The 14254-nt window shown below is 71.1% G+C and carries 13 protein-coding genes; 5 read left to right on the forward strand and 8 right to left on the reverse strand.

Annotated elements, in window-relative coordinates:
* Positions 1-156 precede the first annotated feature (156 nt).
* Both AAW14_RS12700 and AAW14_RS12705 read left to right on the forward strand, forming a co-directional pair.
* Positions 157-1296 (forward strand): aminoglycoside phosphotransferase family protein, encoded by a 1140-nt coding sequence (locus AAW14_RS12700; RefSeq protein WP_265563250.1) that lies wholly within the window; start codon positions 157-159, stop codon positions 1294-1296.
* 286 nt (positions 1297-1582) lie between these two features.
* A complete protein-coding gene (locus AAW14_RS12705; protein ID WP_265563253.1) occupies positions 1583-3559 on the forward strand; it encodes an N-acetylmuramoyl-L-alanine amidase in 1977 nt (658 codons plus the stop codon).
* Positions 3560-3637: 78 nt separating this feature from the next.
* Here AAW14_RS12705 and AAW14_RS12710 read toward each other — a convergent pair whose 3' ends face one another.
* The 7 genes from AAW14_RS12710 to AAW14_RS12740 form a co-directional block, all read right to left on the reverse strand.
* Positions 3638-4135 carry a hypothetical protein gene (locus AAW14_RS12710; protein ID WP_265563254.1) on the reverse strand — a complete coding sequence of 166 codons (498 nt, stop codon included), beginning with the start codon at positions 4133-4135 and terminating at the stop codon, positions 3638-3640.
* A 194-nt stretch (positions 4136-4329) separates the two neighbouring features.
* Positions 4330-5247, reverse strand: coding sequence for a universal stress protein (locus tag AAW14_RS12715; RefSeq protein ID WP_265563256.1), 918 nt, complete (start codon positions 5245-5247; stop codon positions 4330-4332).
* A 134-nt stretch (positions 5248-5381) separates the two neighbouring features.
* Positions 5382-5624, reverse strand: a complete 243-nt coding sequence (locus AAW14_RS12720; protein ID WP_265563258.1) for a DUF397 domain-containing protein — start codon at positions 5622-5624, stop codon at positions 5382-5384.
* Positions 5625-5707: 83 nt separating this feature from the next.
* Positions 5708-6874 (reverse strand): thiolase domain-containing protein, encoded by a 1167-nt coding sequence (locus AAW14_RS12725; protein ID WP_265563260.1) that lies wholly within the window; start codon positions 6872-6874, stop codon positions 5708-5710.
* A complete protein-coding gene (locus AAW14_RS12730) occupies positions 6871-7941 on the reverse strand; it encodes a thiolase domain-containing protein (RefSeq protein ID WP_265563262.1) in 1071 nt (356 codons plus the stop codon). The genes AAW14_RS12725 and AAW14_RS12730 overlap by 4 nt, the downstream gene beginning before the upstream one ends.
* Entirely contained in the window at positions 7938-8879 is a 942-nt protein-coding gene (locus AAW14_RS12735) for a Zn-ribbon domain-containing OB-fold protein (protein ID WP_265563263.1), read from the reverse strand. Before AAW14_RS12735 ends, AAW14_RS12730 begins: the two co-directional genes overlap by 4 nt.
* Before the next feature lie 30 nt (positions 8880-8909).
* Positions 8910-9710 carry a crotonase/enoyl-CoA hydratase family protein gene (locus tag AAW14_RS12740; protein WP_265563265.1) on the reverse strand — a complete coding sequence of 267 codons (801 nt, stop codon included), beginning with the start codon at positions 9708-9710 and terminating at the stop codon, positions 8910-8912.
* 186 nt (positions 9711-9896) lie between these two features.
* Between AAW14_RS12740 and AAW14_RS12745 the strand changes: the two genes are divergently transcribed.
* From AAW14_RS12745 to AAW14_RS12755, 3 genes are read left to right on the forward strand one after another with little or no spacing between them, the layout of a single operon-like run.
* Positions 9897-11516, forward strand: a complete 1620-nt coding sequence (locus tag AAW14_RS12745) for an acyl-CoA synthetase (RefSeq protein WP_265563267.1) — start codon at positions 9897-9899, stop codon at positions 11514-11516.
* A 35-nt stretch (positions 11517-11551) separates the two neighbouring features.
* Positions 11552-12085 (forward strand): hypothetical protein, encoded by a 534-nt coding sequence (locus tag AAW14_RS12750; protein WP_265563269.1) that lies wholly within the window; start codon positions 11552-11554, stop codon positions 12083-12085.
* A 20-nt stretch (positions 12086-12105) separates the two neighbouring features.
* Positions 12106-12552 carry a GNAT family N-acetyltransferase gene (locus AAW14_RS12755; RefSeq protein ID WP_416223295.1) on the forward strand — a complete coding sequence of 149 codons (447 nt, stop codon included), beginning with the start codon at positions 12106-12108 and terminating at the stop codon, positions 12550-12552.
* A gap of 170 nt (positions 12553-12722) precedes the next feature.
* Here the strand turns inward: AAW14_RS12755 and AAW14_RS12760 are convergent, their stop codons facing one another.
* On the reverse strand, positions 12723-14252 hold the full coding sequence (locus AAW14_RS12760; RefSeq protein WP_265563273.1) for an aldehyde dehydrogenase family protein: 1530 nt from the start codon (positions 14250-14252) through the stop codon (positions 12723-12725).
* Positions 14253-14254: the final 2 nt, after the last annotated feature.

The raw sequence follows: 14254 nt of genomic DNA on the forward strand, positions 1-14254 counted from the left end.
CCAGGGTGCGCCAGATGGTGTGCCACGGGGCATCGGGTGTCAGGTAGGAAAGCGCCACCCCGACCCGGCCGCCGCGGACATTCCCCAGGGTGCACCAACGGCGTCCGGGGCGGGATCGCGTAACTCAGCAGGCACACGAAGGGATCTGTATCACCCATGTACGCAGCATCGTCCTCCGTGTCCGCCCCGCCCCGGCCGCTTCGCCCCCGCCCGGGCGCCGGCGGCCCCTACCTCGACCCCGCGCGACCCGCGGCCCCCGTGCTCGGTACCGGCAGGACGCGCCGCATGCCGGGTGTCGGCACCCAACCGCTCAGCGGGAGAATCGACTTGTCCGGCCCTCAGGGCGCGCAGCTGCGCACGGCGATCGCTTCGGTGCATCGCATCTGTCCGGAGTTCACTCCGGTGCAGGTGCTGCGCCGAAGCGGGCGCTCCGTGCTCATCGTCGGCACGACAGGGCGCAGTACGGCCGTCGCCAAGTGCTTACTGGATCAATCCCCCATCTGGTCCGACCGCTTCCAGCACGAGATAGCGGCATACCGGTCGTTCGTCCGGCACCGGCCGCCGGTACGAGTGCCCCGGCTGATCGCGGCGGATCCGGACAACTGCACCCTGGTGATCGAGCGGATGCCGGGCCGGGTGGCCGCCCTGCAGCGTCATCCGGCGGAGGCGCCGCCGCGGGCGGACATCCGGGCGGCGCTGGGCGCCATCTGCCGGCTGAACGCATGGCGTCCCCCGGCGGGCACGTTCGACGCCCCGCTCGACTACGCGGAGCGGATCTCCCGCTTCCATGAGCTGGGGCTGCTCACCGACCGGGACATGGGTGATCTGCAGAAGCTGCTGCACGACATCGCCCACGCGGCGGGCCGGCAGGGCATGGGCCAGTTCTGTCACGGAGACGCCCTGTTGTCGAACATCCTGCTCTCACCGGCCGGGCCGGTCCTGGTGGACTGGGAGCACGCGGGCTGGTACCTGCCCGGGTACGACCTGGCGACGCTGTGGGTGGTCCTCGGTGACGCCCCGGTGGCCCGGCGTCAGATCAGTCAGATCGCGCAGACCGCGGGACCGGCTTCGCGCGACGCCTTCCTGGTGAACCTGATGCTCGTCCTGACCCGTGAGATCCGTACCTACGAGACGGCCGTGCAGCGTTCGATGCACGACGCGACCCCGGCGGCACCGGGAGTGGCCCACCCGGCTGCTGCGCCGTCCGGCGAGGAACAGCGGCTGCTGCTGCGGCGGCTGCACGACGACTGCCAGTTGGCCCGGCGGGCCGTACGGGCAGCGGTCGGCACTCGCTGACGGGGACGAAGGTCCGCGGCGCGCTCGCGACAGCGGCGCACCGCGGGCCTTCGTCGTGTCCGGGCCCGGCGCCACCTGCGAGGCTCCCCCGTTCGGGTTCTTTGGTCCACTCCACTGACGCCCCGCAGGCCGTGCCACCACCGCCACGAAACTCCTCGCAACCCCCGCTGACATGGGAAATCGCCCGCCCCTGAGGGTGATTGACGGATCGTCGGGGAGCCGGTACCACTGACCCACGCTCGGCTCCCGCACTCCCCAGAGCGCCCGACCGTCCCAGGAGGCTGCCTTGCGAGGATCCGCCACCGACACCCACTTCCCCGCCGGGCACAGACGTGCCCTCACCACGGCGGGTACTGCCGTCGCCTCGACGGCGCTGCTGCTACCGCTGCTGGGCGCCGCCCCGGCCGCCGGGCACGACACCTCGGACACCCTGCAGAACGCCTTCGCCGCCGCGGCGGCCGAGTACCACGTGCCGCAGAGCGTGCTCCTCGGTGTCTCGTACCTCCAGTCGCGGTGGGACGCGCACCGCGGCGTGCCGAGCGTCTCGGGCGGCTACGGGCCCATGCACCTCACGGACGCCCGCACCGCGATCGCCGAGGCCGCCCATCACGGCGAGGGCACGGAGGACGCGCGCGGCGACCAGGCCCGTGCCGCGCTGCTGCCCACGACGAGGGCGCCGGCCGGCTCCCGGCTGCCGGCCCGGCTGCAGACGCTGCCCAGGGCAGCCACCCTGGCCGGTGTCCAAGCCGAGCGGCTGCGCACCGACCCGGCGGCGAACATCGCGGGCGGTGCCGCGCTGCTCGCCGCCGCGCAACGGCACCTCGGCGAGCCGCTCAGCACGGACCCGGCCGCCTGGTACGGGGCGGTGGCGCAGTTCTCGGGCGCGGACGACACGGCGACGGCGGCCGCGTACGCCAACGACGTCTTCGAGGTGATGCGCCAGGGCGAGCGGCGCACCACGGACGCCGGGCAGAGCGTGACACTGGCCGCGCAGCCGGGCCTGGCGCCCGACACCGCCCAGTTGCAACGCACCGGGCTGCGCGCGGGCGACGCAAGCGGGACCGAGTGCCCGAAGAACGTGTCCTGCGAGTGGATCCCGGCGCCGTACGAGCAGCTCGGGCAGGACGACTACGGCAACCACGACCTGTCCGACCGGCCCACGTCCCAGAGCATCAAGTACATCGTCATCCATGACACGGAAGGCCAGTGGGACGGTGTCATCAATCTGGTCCAGGACCCGACGTATGTGTCGTGGAACTACACGCTGCGCTCCACGGACGGGCTCATCGCCCAGCATGTGAAGGCGAAGGACGTGGCCTGGCACGCCGGCAACTGGTACGTCAACGCCAAGTCGATCGGCATCGAGCACGAGGGCTTCCTCGCCTCGCCGGACGCCTGGTACACGGAGGCGATGTACCGCTCGTCGGCGCGGCTGGTGCAGTATCTCGCCGCGAAGTACGGCATCCCGCTGAACCGGCAGCACATCCTCGGGCACGAGAACGTCCCGGGCCCGACGACCGCCACGATCCCCGGCATGCACACGGATCCGGGCCCCTACTGGGACTGGCGGCACTACTTCGACCTTCTCGGCAAGCCATTCCGTGCGACGGCCGACGCCAAGGGCGGCCTGGTGACGATCCGGCCGGACTACGCCAAGAACCAGCCGCAGTACACGGGCTGCACCGCCCAGGGCGCGCCGTGCCCGGCGCACGGGTCCAGCGAGGTGCGGCTGTACAGCAGGCCGGACGCGACCTCGCCACTGATCAAGGACATCGGGCTGCACCCCAACGGGGACGCCTCCACGATCGACGTGAACGACGTGGGCTCGCGTGCCTCCACGGGCCAGCAGTACGCGGTCGCCGACCGCAGCGGGGACTGGACCGCCATCTGGTACCTGGGCCAGAAGGCCTGGTTCCACAACCCGAAGAAGCAGCCGACGGCGGTGAACGCGTCCGGGTTCGTGGTGACGCCCAAGACCGGTCTCACGGACGTCCCGGTGTACGGCCGTGCGTACCCGGAGAAGGAGGCGTACCCGGCGGGCGTGCCCGTGCAGTCGGTCTCGCCGCTGCCGTACAAGCTGCCGGCGGGCCAGAGGTATGTCGTGGGCGACAAGGTCCCGGGTGAGTACTACTACTCGGTCACCTTCACCACGGACTCGCATCGGGTCGTGGTCGGCAAGGACCTGTACTACGAGATCCAGTTCGGTCACCGGGTGGCGTTCGTGCGGGCGGCCGACGTGACGGTGGTGCCGTCGGGGAAGTAGCGGCGCCGGCTGGACTTCGTCCGGAACGGCGGACGGCCCCCGCGTCCGCGGGGGCCGTCCGTGCGCGTGCGGCTGTGATCAGCCCTGCTGGAACAGCTCCGCGGGCAGCGGCTTCAGGAGCGCGTACAGGTCGTCGGTGATGGGACGGTCCCAGGCGGCGATGGTCACCAGGACGTTGTCACTGCGGTCGAACTGGACGCAGGAGATCCGGCTCTCGGAGAGCTTGAGGCGCCGCACGATGAGGAGGTTGTCACCCTGCATCACCGGGATGTCCTCGGTCCCGACGACGGTGACCTCCTCGTCGTTCTCCAGCGCGAGGAGGAGCTGGGCCACCTCGAAGGGGATCTCGTCCTCGGTGACGTCGCGGGCCGGGGAGCCTTCCGGCAGATTGCCGATGATCATCGCGGGGCCCCGGCCGCCGAACAGGTCGTAGCGCAGGAAGACGCCCTGGCAGCTGCCGTCGGGGGCGGGCAGCAGACCGGCACCGAGATTGCCCGGCCAGTCCCCCGGATCCATGGCCAGTACGTCGAAGTCGGGCCCGGCGGGAGTGGCGCTGCGGCGGCGGAGGAAGGACATGCCGCAATGGTACGTGGCCGAGCGCGGAGCGGGGCCGTGGGACCACCGCCGTCCGGTACGGGTCATCGTTCGAGGGCGACGGCCGCCGTACGGCCATCCGGCGGCGCACGGTCCCGGGCATTCGCGCAGCCCGGCCACCCAGGCGCAAGCGCCGGACCGGGCACGCGGGACGCCTCCGGAGGGCCGCCGCCCCGTCACTGCTCGGCAGGGCCGGGCTCCGCCACCGTCGGGATCACCGCGACGGGGCTCGCCGCGTGGAGCAGGACGGCCTGGGGCACGGACCCGATCATGCGGGCGGGTGCGAGGAGGTGGCGGCGATGGCGGCCCACGGCGACCAGTTCCGCGTCCCTGGAGGCCGCGACGAGATGGCCCGCCGCGTCGCCGGGCGGCGTCGAGAGGTCGACCTGCACATCCGGGTGCCGTTCGCGATGGACGGCGAGAAGGCCCGCGGCCATGGTCCGGATCTCGTCCTCGACGGCGTCCTCGTCCAGGGCCGGGGGCACGGGTGCGCCGGGCGGGGACCAGATCTGGACCGGAGGCCACGGATAGGCGGCGATCACCTGCAGCCGGGCGCGGCGCAGGTCCGCCTCCGCGAAGGCGAAGGCGAGGGTGGTCTCGGCGGGGCTGTCGACGTGCAGGCCCACCACGATGCGCGGTCCAGGCGGGAGGGGCGGGCCCTCATGCACCTCGCGTCCCGGGGGTGGCACCACCACCACGGGGCAGGCCGAGTCCCGTGCGGCCGCCACGCTGGTGGAGCCCAGCAGCAGACTGGCGAAGCCCCCGCGGCCCCGTGACCCGGTCACCATCAGCTGGGCCGTGTCGCCCAGTTCGGGCAGCACGGCGGCCGGTGCGCCCTGCGGCGTCTCGTACTCCACGGCCGGGAGGTCGGCCCGGCCCTCCAGATAGGCACGGACCTGCTCGAGCACCGGGTCCGTGGCCGGTTCCGGCGGCTCGGCGACCAGGATGTCCGGCTGCGCCCGGGGGGCGTACTGCCGCACGTGCACCACGCGCAGCGGCGCCCCGCGCAGCCGCGCGTCGGTCAGCGCCCACTGAAGGGCACGCAGACTCTCGTCCGATCCGTCGACGGCCGCGATGACCGGCGCAGTACTCATCGGTTCCTCGCCTTCCGGACACGGCGTTGATCGTTCCGGGGCCGGCCTGGCGCAGTCGGCGGCCCCGGGACGGGTTCAGCGGCCACGTGTCCGGAAATTCCGGAACGGGCGGGGCCCACCTCGGCGGGCCGGGCTCATGTGAGGTCGAACTCCCCTTCCCGCGCCCCCGACACGAACGCGCCCCACTCCGCGGGGGTGAAGATCAGGGAAGGGCTCTCGGGACGGCCACTGTTGCGCATCGCGATGAAGCCTTCGACGAAGGCGATCTGAACATCCCCGAGCCCTCGGCTGCTGGAGTGCCAGTCGGCGTTGCTGAGGTCCAGCTCCGGCTTCTCCCAGCCCGCGAGCGGCTGCTGCTGGATGGTGCTCTCGGCCACGTCCTCGCTCCTCCCGATTCGTCGTCCGCGGCAAGCCTAGCGATCGCATCCCACCGCCAACAGGTCACGCGAGGGCGATGCCCTCAGGAGGTCGGCGGCCGGTCTCCGACCAGCCACATCGAGAAGAACTGGGACCCGCCGCCGTAGGCGTGCCCGAGTACCCGCCGGGCCCCGTCCACCTGGTGCTCTCCGGCCTGCCCGCGCACCTGGAGCGCCGCCTCGGCGAAGCGGATCATGCCGGAGGCGCCGATGGGATTGGTGGACAGGACGCCGCCGGACATGTTGACGGGAAGGTCCCCGTCGAGTTCGGTCACCCCGGACTCGGTGAGCTTCCAGCCCTCGCCCTGCTCGGCGAATCCGAGGTTCTCCAGCCACATGGGCTCGTACCAGGAGAAGGGCACGTACATCTCCACCGCGTCGATGTCCCGGCGCGGGTCGGCGACCCCCGCCTGCCGGTAGACGTCGGCGGCGCAGTCCTTGCCTGCCTGCGGCGACACGAAGTCCTTGCCGGCGAAGAGCGTCGGCTCGCTGCGCATCGCGCCGCCGAGCATCCAGGCGGGCGGGCGGGGCGAGCGTGCCGCGCCCGCACGATCGGTGAGCACCATGGCGCACGCGCCGTCCGAGGAGGGGCAGGTCTCCGAGTAGCGGATCGGGTCCCACAGCATGGGTGAGGACTGCACCTTCTCCAGCGTGATGTCGTGTTCGTGCAGGTGTGCGTACGGGTTCTTGAGGGCGTTGCGCCGGTCCTTGTACGCGACCAGCGAGCCGACCGTGTCCGGTGCGCCGCTGCGTCGCATGTAGGCGCGTATGTGCGGGGCGAAGAAGCCGCCCGCGCCGGCGAGCAGCGGCTGCTGGAAGGGGATCGGCAGCGACAGGCCCCACATGGCGTTGGACTCGGACTGCTTCTCGTAGGCGAGGGTCAGGACGGTGCGGTGGACGCGGGCGGCGACCAGGTTGGCCGCGACGAGTGCCGTGGAGCCACCGACCGAACCGGCCGTGTGCACCCTGAGCATGGGTTTGCCGACGGCGCCCAGCGCGTCGGCGAGGTACAGCTCCGGCATCATGACGCCCTCGAAGAAGTCGGGCGCCTTGCCGATGACCACGGCGTCGATGTCGGCCCAGGTCAGCGCGGCGTCCTCAAGGGCCCGCCGGGCCGCCTCCCGAACGAGCCCCGCGATGGACACGTCCCGCCGCGCCGCCACGTGCTTGGTCTGGCCGATCCCGGTGACGGCCACGGACTCCTTGCTCATCGCGGGTCTCCCTCGAGTACGGCGACCAGGTTCTGCTGCAGACAGGGGCCGGAGGTGGCGTGGGCGAGCGCGCGGTCGGACTCCCCACGGTGGATACGGGCGGCTGCCTCGCCGATGCGGATCAGCCCGGCCGCCATCATCGGGTTGGCGGCGAGGGCGCCCCCCGAGGGGTTGACCGTGACGCTGTCGCCGAGCCTGAGCGCCTTGCGCAGGATCATCTCCTGCGCGGTGAACGGCGCGTGCAACTCCGCGGTGTCCACAGGCCGTTGGAAGGCACCGGCCCGCTCGGCGGCGAGCCGCGCGGACGGCGAGTCCGTCAGATCGCGCACCCCGAGCCCGTGTGCCTCGATGCGATGGTCGATGCCCCGGATCCAGGCGGGCCGCGCGCACAGCTGTCGGGCTCGCTCGCCCGCCGCAAGGATCACGGCGGCGGCCCCGTCGCCGACCGGCGGGCAGTCGCCGGTGCGCAGCGGCCGCACGACGTATTCCCCCTGTGGTACGCAACCCGTCAGCTGAGCGTGGGAGTTGGCGGCCGCGTCCGCCCGGTTGCGGGCGGCGACCTGGGCCAGTGCGGGCTCGTCGGTCTCGCCCCGGTCGATGAGCGCCTGTGCCTGAAGTGCGGCGAGCGCCACCGAGTCCGGCCACAGCGGAGCCACGTAGTAGGGGTCCAGCTGCCGGGTCAGCACGTCCCGTACGCTTCCGGGCGACGACTTGCCGTACGAGTAGACCAGCGCGGTGTCGGCGTCGCCCGTGAGCAGCTTGGTCCACGCCTCGTACAGCGCCCAAGCGCCGTCCATCTCGACATGCGACTCGGAGATCGGCGGCCAGGCGCCCACCCCGTCGAGAGCGAGAGTGAAGGAGAAGGCACGGCCCGCGAGATAGTCGCTGGAGCCGGAGCAGGTGAAGCCGATGTCGCTGGTATTCAGCCCGGTACGGTCGAGGACCTGGTGCAGGACCGGCATCAGCATCTCGACTTCGGAGAGTTCGTCGCTGGTGCGCCGGTGGTCGGTCTGCGCGAAGGCGACGACGGCGATCTCCCGGTGCCCTGGGGCTTCTTCGCGCGTCACAGCAGCTCCTTGTACGACTCGTAGTCCGCGTCCGGCTCTCCCGTGGGCCGGTAGTGATCGGGATGGCGCGCCCCGGGGGTCCACACCGGTTCGACCCGCAGCCCCATGCGCACCTGGTCGTAGGGGATGCCGCCGATACGGCCGTGCAGTGCGAGGTCGGCACCGTCGAGGGCGATGTGCGCGTAGACATAGGGGACTTCGATGTCCAGGTTCTTCGCCTTGATGTTGACGATGCAGAACGTCGTCACGGTCCCGCGCGGGCCCACCTCGACCTGCTCCGCAGTGGCCACGCCGCAGGTGGGGCAGGCACCCCGCGGCGGGACGTAGACCTTGCGGCAGGACGGGCAGCGCTCGCCGACGGTCCGCCGTTCGGACAGGGCGCCGAGGTAGGCGGACTGGGCGCGACCGGGCGAGTAGGTGTAGTCGAGACGGGCCGGGGCGACGATGCCGGTCACCGTGTCCTCGAACTCGCCACTGTGGGCCCCGGACTCGGCGGGATCGCCGTCGTACGGCTCGAAGCAGGCAATGTCCGTGATGGCGCCGGAGCGTTCGGCCGCCCAACGGATACGGACGCGCATACCGGTGCGAAGGACGTCGGGGCCCGGGGCGTCGAGTGCGTGCAGGAGGGAGGTGTCGGCGCCGTCGAGCCGGACCAGGGCCCACCCGAAGGGGGTGTCGAGGGGCTGGCCGCGGCGTGGCGCGTGGTTCCAGGCCCAGGTGGTGACGGTGCCGGTGGGGGCGACCTCGACGAGGTCGCGCAGTTCCTCGGCCGTGACCGGGTCGTACTCGACGGGCGGGACGAGGGTGCGGCCGTCGCCGGTCCTCACCCCGAGGACGACACGTTCGCGCAGGCCGGTGAGGAAGGCGCTCTGCACGGGTCCCAGGGAGCGGGTGAAGGGGAACTCGACGACGAGGGGGGCTTTGAGGACTTCGGGCATCGCGGATCTCTCCTTGTGTCTCCCGGCGGCTCAAGCGCGCCGGTAGACGGGCGGGCGTTTCTCGGCGAAGGCGCGGGTGCCTTCCTTGGCGTCGGCGGTGGCGAAGACCGGCCAACCGCGCTCGAGTTCGGCGGCCAGTCCGTCTGTCTCCGTCATCTCGGCGGTCTCGTACACGGATGCCTTGACGGCCTCGACGGCGAGCGGCCCGCAGGCATTGACCTGTTCGGCGATCTCCAGGGCGCGGGCGAGCGCGGTGCCGTCGGGGACCACATGGCCGACGAGTCCGATGCCGACGGCTTCGCGTGCCGTGTACGGGCGTCCGGTGAGCAGCATCTCCAGGGCGTGGGTGCGCGGGATCTGCCGCTGGAGGCGGACCGTCGAGCCGCCGATGGGGAACAGTCCGCGCCTGACCTCGAACAGGCCGAAGGTGGCGGAGTCGCCCGCCACCCGGATGTCGGTCCCCTGCAGGATCTCGGTGCCGCCCGCCACGCAGGGTCCCTCGACGGCGGCGATCACCGGTTTGCGGGGGCGGTGGTGGCGCAGCATCGCCTTCCAGTGCAGATCCGGGTCGGCGGTCAGCCGGTCGCGGTACTGCTGCCCGTCCATCCCCCGGCCGGCCAGGGCCTTGAGGTCCATCCCGGCGCAGAAGGAGCCGCCCGCGCCGGTGAGCACGATCGAGCGGACCGCGTCGTCCTCGTCGGCCTCGATCCAGCCGTCGTACAGCCCCACCAGCATCGGCAGCGAGAGCGCGTTCCTGGCCTCGGGCCTGTTGAGCGTGAGCACGAGTGTGGCGCCTTCGCGCTGCACGGTGAGGTGTTCCGTCCCACCCATCGCTTCCTCCCGTCTCCGGAACGAGAACAGGTTGCAGGAGGCGCGGAGACAGGACAAGGGTTTTCTGACAGACAGTCAGATTTCTTCTGCGGGGCCCTTCACAGTTGCGTCCCCCTTTGCTCTGATGACCGGCGGACCGATGCATGCCCCTTTCTTCGCCGAGCGTCGCCTGGGTCAGGAGGAGCGGTGGAGTACAACCTTGCCGACCTGTTCGAGTCGGTCGTCGACGTGGTTCCGGGCCGCGAGGCGCTCGTGTACGTCGACCACCCGGGCACGGGCGCGGAGCGTCGTCTCACCTACGCGGAGCTGGACGCGGCGGCCAACCGCATCGGACACCATCTGCTCGAGGCCGGCATACGGCCGGGGGAGCACCTGGGCCTGCATCTGTACAACGGGGTCGAGTACCTGCAGACGGTACTGGGGTGCCTCAAGGCCCGCATCGTGCCGGTCAACGTCAACTACCGGTATGTCGAGGAGGAGTTGGTCTACCTCTACCGGGACGCGGACCTCGCGGCGCTGGTCTTCGACGCGGAGTTCACCGACCGGGTGGCGGCGGCGCTGCCCCGGGCGCCGAAGCTGCGGCACATGGTGCGCGTGGGGACCCCCGCGCCGGGTGCCGCCGCGCTGCCCGCCGTGGACTTCACCGACGCCGAGGCCGCCGCCTCTTTCGGGCGCGGCTTCCCGGCGCGCTCGGCGGACGACCAGTTCATCATCTACACCGGCGGCACGACCGGTATGCCGAAGGGCGTGATGTGGCGCCAGGAGGACCTGTTCTTCGCCGGACTCGGCGGCGGCGCCCCGACGGGCGAGCCGGTCACGAAGCCGGAGGAACTGGCCGAGCGGGTCGCGGCCGGCGGTGAGGGCATCACCTTCTTCCCGGCTCCCCCGCTGATGCACGGAACCTCGACGCTCACGGCGTTCATCGGCTTCAACTTCGGCCAGCGGATCGTGATCCACCGCAAGTTCGTGGCGGAGGAGGTCCTGCGGACCGTCGAAAAGGAGAAGGTAACCAGCGTGTCGCTGGTGGGCGACGCGATGCTCCGGCCGCTGGTCGACGCGCTGAACGGACCCATGAAGGGCACGGACTGCTCGTCCCTGTTCAGCGTGTCGTCGTCCGGGGCGATCATGTCGGAGACCGTACGCACGCAGTTCCAGGCGCTCGTCCCGAACGCCATGCTGCTGAACAACTTCGGCTCGTCGGAGTCGGGTTTCAACGGCACCGCGACCCCCGACTCGGGACCGGGCAGGGGTTTCCGCATCCGCGTCAACTCCCGTACACAGGTGGTGGATCCGGTCACCCACGCGCCGGTCGCGGCGGGCGAGCCGGGGCGCATCGCACAGCGCGGGCACGTGCCGCTCGGCTACTACAACGACCCGGGCAAAACGGCCGAGACCTTCTTCGAGACGGACGGCGACCGGTGGGTACTGCTCGGCGACATGGCAACGGCCGACGAGGAGGGCGTGATCACGGTTCTCGGCCGCGGCTCGCAGTGCATCAACACCGGCGGCGAGAAGGTGTACCCGGAGGAGGTCGAGCAGGCGCTCAAGTCGCATCCGGACGTGTACGACGCCCTGGTCGCCGGGGTGCCGGACGCCACGTGGGGCAACCATGTGGCGGCGGTGGTGCAGTTGCGCGAGGGCGCGCCCCACCCGTCCCTGGAGGACATCCAGAACCACTGCCGGCCCCATCTGGCGGGCTACAAGGTGCCACGCCAACTGGTCATCACGGACACCATCCAACGCTCGCCCAGCGGCAAGGCGGACTACCGCTGGGCGAAGGAGGTGGCGGTGGCGGCGGACCGCTGAGCGCCCTTCGCAGCCCACGCGTGCATCATGGTCGTATGACCGATCTTGGAGAGTCCCAGCTCGACCAGCCTCTGACCTCTGTCAATTCGTCTACGTTGCTGGCGCTGGCTGATGGCTTCCACGCCCGCACGGTACGGCCACTGGGCAGCCGCGCGGTTGCCGGGCATCTGGTGAAGCCCTATGCGATCGAGGCGCCGGGACGGAGTGTGACGGACAAGGATCTGCAGACCGCACTGCGGGTCGCCGCCGATCACCTGTCATCGGCGTATCTGCGGGGTTCACTCGGGCTCGCCGTGGTGCTCGTCCACGCCGGTGGTGACGGCGACTACGTCCTCGTTCACACATGGATCGAGGGGTACATGTCCGACCTCGCCGTCTTCGTCGGTCCGGCCGGCGATGCTGCACAGCTCCGCCCCGGCCGGTCGGGCCTTGCTCCGTGTGTGTGGGAAGCGGCGGTCCTGGCTCACGAGCGGGATGCCGTCACCCGGCACGTGCTGGACGGGCGGGGTTTGCTCGACGAGCGGCTTGTGGCCTGGCGCGGCGATGTGCTCGAGGGTGAGGTCCGGTGACGGGCACCGGTTTGGCCAGGGTGCGCCGCGCACGCGTTGCCGATCTTCCTCATGTTGCCCAGCTCGTGTTCGAGCACGCCGCGTACGAGAGGGCGGCGCCCCCACCGACTGGCTTGGCCCGGCGGCTGGAGGCGCTGCTGTTCGCTTCGGAGACTCCGAGATTGCGGTGCTTCGTAGCGGAGTTGAACGACGGCGAGATCATCGGGTACGCCACGTGCACTCCGGAGGTGTCCACGTGGGACGGGGCAGAGTATCTCCACATGGACTGCCTGTTCCTGCGGGATGGTCACCGGGGTCTGAAGGTCGGCCCCCTGCTGGTGGAGGCCGTGGTGGCGGAAGCACTTGAGCTGGGGCTCGGACAAGTCCAGTGGCAGACCACGCCCTGGAACACGGACGCGATCAGGTTCTACGACCGGCTGGGAGCACAGGCGAAGGAGAAGCTGCGGTATCACCTGTCAATCGGCTGAACTCCGGTGGCCGGAGCCACAGACTGATCGCGGCCACCGTGACGGTGCCGTGAAACACTGGTCGGCGAGGTCTTGGACCAGAGGCCATCCTGACCACAGGCGGCCATCCTGACCATGGGCCGTATCCATCCCACCCCGGAGGACCGTTCACCCGGTCGCGAGGGACCCGATCAGAGGAAGCTGACGCCCTGGGCGAGGGTGAGTTCGCTGGAGTAGTTGATGGTGTTGGTGGCGGAGCGCATGTACGCCTTCCAGGCGTCGGAGCCGGACTCGCGGCCGCCGCCGGTGTCCTTCTCGCCTCCGAAGGCGCCGCCGATCTCGGCGCCGGAGGTGCCGATGTTGACGTTTGCGATACCGCAGTCGGAGCCGGCGGCGGACAGGAAGATCTCGGCCTCCTGCTGGTCGCGGGTGAAGATGCTGGACGACAGGCCCTGCGGGACGTCGTTGTGCAGCGCGATCGCCTCGTCGAGGGTGTCGTAGGTGAGCACGTACAGGATCGGCGCGAAGGTCTCCTCCCTTACGACGTCGCTCTGTTCGCCGACGCGGACGAGGACGGGCTCCGCGTAGGCGGCCGCGGGCGCGTCCTCGGTCAGGCGGCGGTTGCCGCCGGCCAGGATCTCGCCGCCCTGCGCCTGGACGCGGGCCAGAGCCTGCTGCATGCGTGTGAAGGCCTCGGTGGAGATGAGGGGACCGACCAGCGTGGTGTCCTCGAACGGGCTGCCGATCGGGAGCTTGCGGTAAGCGGCGGTCAGCCGCTCGACGAGGGTGTCGGCGATGTCGCGGTGGACGATGAGGCGGCGCAACGTCGTGCAGCGCTGACCCGCCGTACCGGCCGCGGCGAAGACGATGCCCTGGACGGCGAGGTCCAGGTCGGCGGAGGGAGCGACGACCGCGGCGTTGTTGCCGCCGAGTTCCAGCAGGCTGCGGCCGAAGCGGGCGGCGACGCGGGGGGCGACCTCGCGGCCCATGCGGGTGGAGCCGGTGGCGCTGACGAGGGCCACGCGGGGGTCGTCGACGAGCTTCTCACCCACCGCCCGGTCGCCGAGCAGGAGACGGTGCACATCCCGAGGAGCCCCGACCTCCTCGGCGGCCCGGGCGAGCAGGTGGTCACAGGCCAGGGAGATCAGCGGGGTGAGCTCCGAGGGCTTCCAGACCACGGTGTCGCCGCAGACCAGCGCGACGGCGGTGTTCCACGACCACACGGCCGCAGGGAAGTTGAAGGCGGAGATGACGCCGACCACCCCGAGCGGGTGCCAGGTCTCGGCCAGGCGGTGGCCGGGGCGTTCGGAGGCGATCGTACGGCCGTACAGCTGACGGGACAGACCGACCGCGAAGTCGCAGATGTCGATCATCTCCTGGATCTCACCGAGCGCCTCGGAGCGGATCTTGCCCGCCTCGATGGTGACGAGGTCGGCCAGGTCGCTCTTGTGCTCGCGCAGCAACTCCCCCAGTCGCCGCACGAGTTCACCCCGGCGCGGCGCGGGCGTGGTGCGCCAGGTCAGGAAGGCGGCACGGGCGGCCGCGATGGCCTCTTCGACATCGGTGTCGGTGGCGGCCGTCAGCCCGAAGAGGGGCTCGCCGGTGAGGGGGGTACGGGCATGGAAGTCGTCGCCCTCCGCCACCTCCACACCGACGTTCCTGAGGCCGGCCAGGGCGCGGGCGCGCAGATCGTCCGTGGTGGGCAGTGCGGTGCTGGTCATCG

It is taken from the genome of Streptomyces hygroscopicus (assembly GCF_026168105.1).
GTDB classification, from domain to species: Bacteria; Actinomycetota; Actinomycetes; order Streptomycetales; family Streptomycetaceae; genus Streptomyces; species Streptomyces hygroscopicus_D.

Coding starts and splice junctions, on each gene's coding strand:
- AAW14_RS12700 (WP_265563250.1), top strand. CDS start 157: ATGTACGCAGCATCGTCCTCCGTGTCCGCCCCGCCCCGGCCGCTTCGC.
- AAW14_RS12715 (WP_265563256.1), bottom strand. CDS start 5,247: ATGAGTACTGCGCCGGTCATCGCGGCCGTCGACGGATCGGACGAGAGT.
- AAW14_RS12740 (WP_265563265.1), bottom strand. CDS start 9,710: ATGGGTGGGACGGAACACCTCACCGTGCAGCGCGAAGGCGCCACACTC.
- AAW14_RS12760 (WP_265563273.1), bottom strand. CDS start 14,252: ATGACCAGCACCGCACTGCCCACCACGGACGATCTGCGCGCCCGCGCC.
- AAW14_RS12725 (WP_265563260.1), bottom strand. CDS start 6,874: ATGAGCAAGGAGTCCGTGGCCGTCACCGGGATCGGCCAGACCAAGCAC.
- AAW14_RS12735 (WP_265563263.1), bottom strand. CDS start 8,879: ATGCCCGAAGTCCTCAAAGCCCCCCTCGTCGTCGAGTTCCCCTTCACC.
- AAW14_RS12750 (WP_265563269.1), top strand. CDS start 11,552: ATGACCGATCTTGGAGAGTCCCAGCTCGACCAGCCTCTGACCTCTGTC.
- AAW14_RS12710 (WP_265563254.1), bottom strand. CDS start 4,135: ATGTCCTTCCTCCGCCGCCGCAGCGCCACTCCCGCCGGGCCCGACTTC.